The organism is Moorena sp. SIO1F2, from assembly GCF_010672755.1.
In the GTDB taxonomy this organism is placed as follows: Bacteria; Cyanobacteriota; Cyanobacteriia; order Cyanobacteriales; family Coleofasciculaceae; genus Moorena.
Genome location: NZ_JAAHFV010000608.1, coordinates 1 through 2,018, shown reverse-complemented (window position 1 = coordinate 2,018; position 2,018 = coordinate 1). Strand labels below are relative to the sequence as shown.

3 protein-coding genes and 1 pseudogene are annotated in these 2,018 nt (G+C 42.0%); 2 read left to right on the top strand and 2 right to left on the bottom strand.

Going from position 1 to position 2,018, the window contains the following annotated elements; translation table 11 throughout:
- Positions 1-237: pseudogene (locus F6J94_RS33335) on the top strand (mechanosensitive ion channel protein MscS); the annotation flags it as partial.
- Between the two features lie 100 nt (positions 238-337).
- Positions 338-1,030 (top strand): CPBP family intramembrane glutamic endopeptidase, encoded by a 693-nt coding sequence (locus tag F6J94_RS33330; protein ID WP_293048119.1) that lies wholly within the window; start codon positions 338-340, stop codon positions 1,028-1,030.
- On the opposite strand, the gene F6J94_RS33325 is transcribed toward F6J94_RS33330, so the two are convergent.
- Together F6J94_RS33325 and queD are read right to left on the bottom strand one after the other, a co-directional pair.
- Positions 973-1,125, bottom strand: coding sequence for a hypothetical protein (locus F6J94_RS33325; RefSeq protein ID WP_293048116.1), 153 nt, complete (start codon positions 1,123-1,125; stop codon positions 973-975). The two genes, F6J94_RS33330 and F6J94_RS33325, sit on opposite strands and share 58 nt — an antisense overlap.
- A 21-nt stretch (positions 1,126-1,146) precedes the next feature.
- A complete protein-coding gene (gene queD / locus F6J94_RS33320) occupies positions 1,147-1,539 on the bottom strand; it encodes a 6-carboxytetrahydropterin synthase QueD (protein ID WP_293048125.1) in 393 nt (130 codons plus the stop codon).
- Positions 1,540-2,018: the final 479 nt, after the last annotated feature.

Genomic DNA, 2,018 nt, shown 5'->3' with positions numbered 1-2,018 from the left:
CCTTGGATTGATACCGGTGAATTGGCTGAATATGCTGTTAACATTTGGTTTATGGTCTATACTAAGAGAGAGGATTATTGGACTGCCTATTGTGACATCAGCCGAATTATAAAAGAAAGATTTGAACAAGAGGGAATTGTGATTCCACTGCCTCAGCATGAAATATACATAAGCGAAGCAATGGCTAAGGAAGAGGGCAGTATGGCACAAAGGTTCAAAGGAATGACGTTATCCTAGGGATCCCCTTAGGAAACTTGTACAACTGGCACAGAACTTACCGATAGTTTCCAGCAAAGCTTCTAGCATAACCAATAAAGTTATCACCGGAGAATTTCCAATGCTCAATACTCACTCTGGTAAACATCCCCTATTGGCTCTGCTACTGCTAGTTCCTGCTGGGAGTATCGGTGTAGCAATGGCACTATATATTGCTCCAGGATCATTAGGGCAGGCAGTATTCTCATGTTGCAAAGTCTGGTTACTCGCACTGCCTCTTGCTTGGTTTTTCTGGGTGGATCGTGGCAAGTTACGTATATCCTGGCCGAAGCGGCAGGAGTTGTTGACTGGAACTATTTTGGGACTGTTGATGTTTGGGATCATCCTTGGGGCTTATTGGCTTTTCGGTCAGCACTGGATTGATCAGACGGATCTTCGCACTAAAGCCCAAGAAGTCGGCATAACTAGTGCATACATTTACCTACTCGGGGCGATGTATTGGACTTTGATTAATGCCTTCCTGGAAGAGTATATCTGGCGTTGGTTTGTCTGGAGCAAGTGCCAGATTCTAATCCCGGGACTTGGGTCAGTATTGCTTTGTGCATTGCTGTTTACCCTCCATCATATTATTGCTTTAACGTTTTACACCCAGGATTGGCTGGTGGTCATCCTTGGGTCATTAGGGGTGTTCATGGCTGGAGCGGTATGGTCGTGGTGCTATCTAACCTACCGTTCCATCTGGTCTGGTTATCTTAGTCATGTTCTTGCTGATTTAGCGATCGCATTTGTCGGTTGGCAACTCCTATTCGGGTAACTAAGTTCTTGACTCAGGATAATTACCCTTAATAAAAATCTCCCCATCTCCCCATCTCCCCATCTCCCCATCTCCCCATCTCCCCATCTCCCCACCCTCCCATTAATTATCGCTATTCAACCGGACTTGATATTAGGTTTCATGTATCGCGTACCAGAGGTACAGGTTTCTTGAATTTCAACGGCATACAATCCTGGTAAACCTGCTTCTTCAAGTCGCTCAAAAACCCACTTGGCGATCGCTTCACTAGTAGGATTCTCCAAGCCAGTTGTCTCATTGAGGTAATAATGATCCAAAAAGTTATCTAACAGAGGCTTGACATAGGTCTTGATATCTCCATAGTCCATTATCATCCCCTGTTTGGAACCCTCCTCAATCAGTTGATTACCTTTGACATATACTCGCCCCACCCAGCTATGGCCATGTAACCGACTACATTTGCCGTCATGATGGGGAAGGCGATGAGCAGCTTCAAACCGAAACTCCTTGTAATTTAACCATTCTTCCATCATTTAGAATTAAGAATTAAGAATTAAGAATTAAGAATTTAGAATTTAGAATTTAGAATTTAGAATTTAGAATTTAGAATTTAGAATTATCTGACAATTCCTAGAAAAAACTCTATTGAGTTTAACCTAATTGTAAGAGGTAATCTAGACAAATATAACAGGTTACTGAATAAACTAGAGCCGATTAGTTTTGGTGTTTATGATAAATTAAGATTAGGGTTCAGGATTTATTGGGAAATCATAATCAAGTTTTAATATAGCCATAAACGGTTACCAAAATTGCTGATATCTATCGCTATTTTAAACATAGCATGAACTACGATAAAAGCCATGCATACCTACTCCCTACTCCCTACTCCCTACTCCCTACTCCCTACTCCCTACTCCCTGTGCTATACCATAAACGAAGGAACCAAGGGGAGTTGATATCACTGATGACTAAGATGCGAATAGAAACCGATAGTATGGGGGAAATCGAA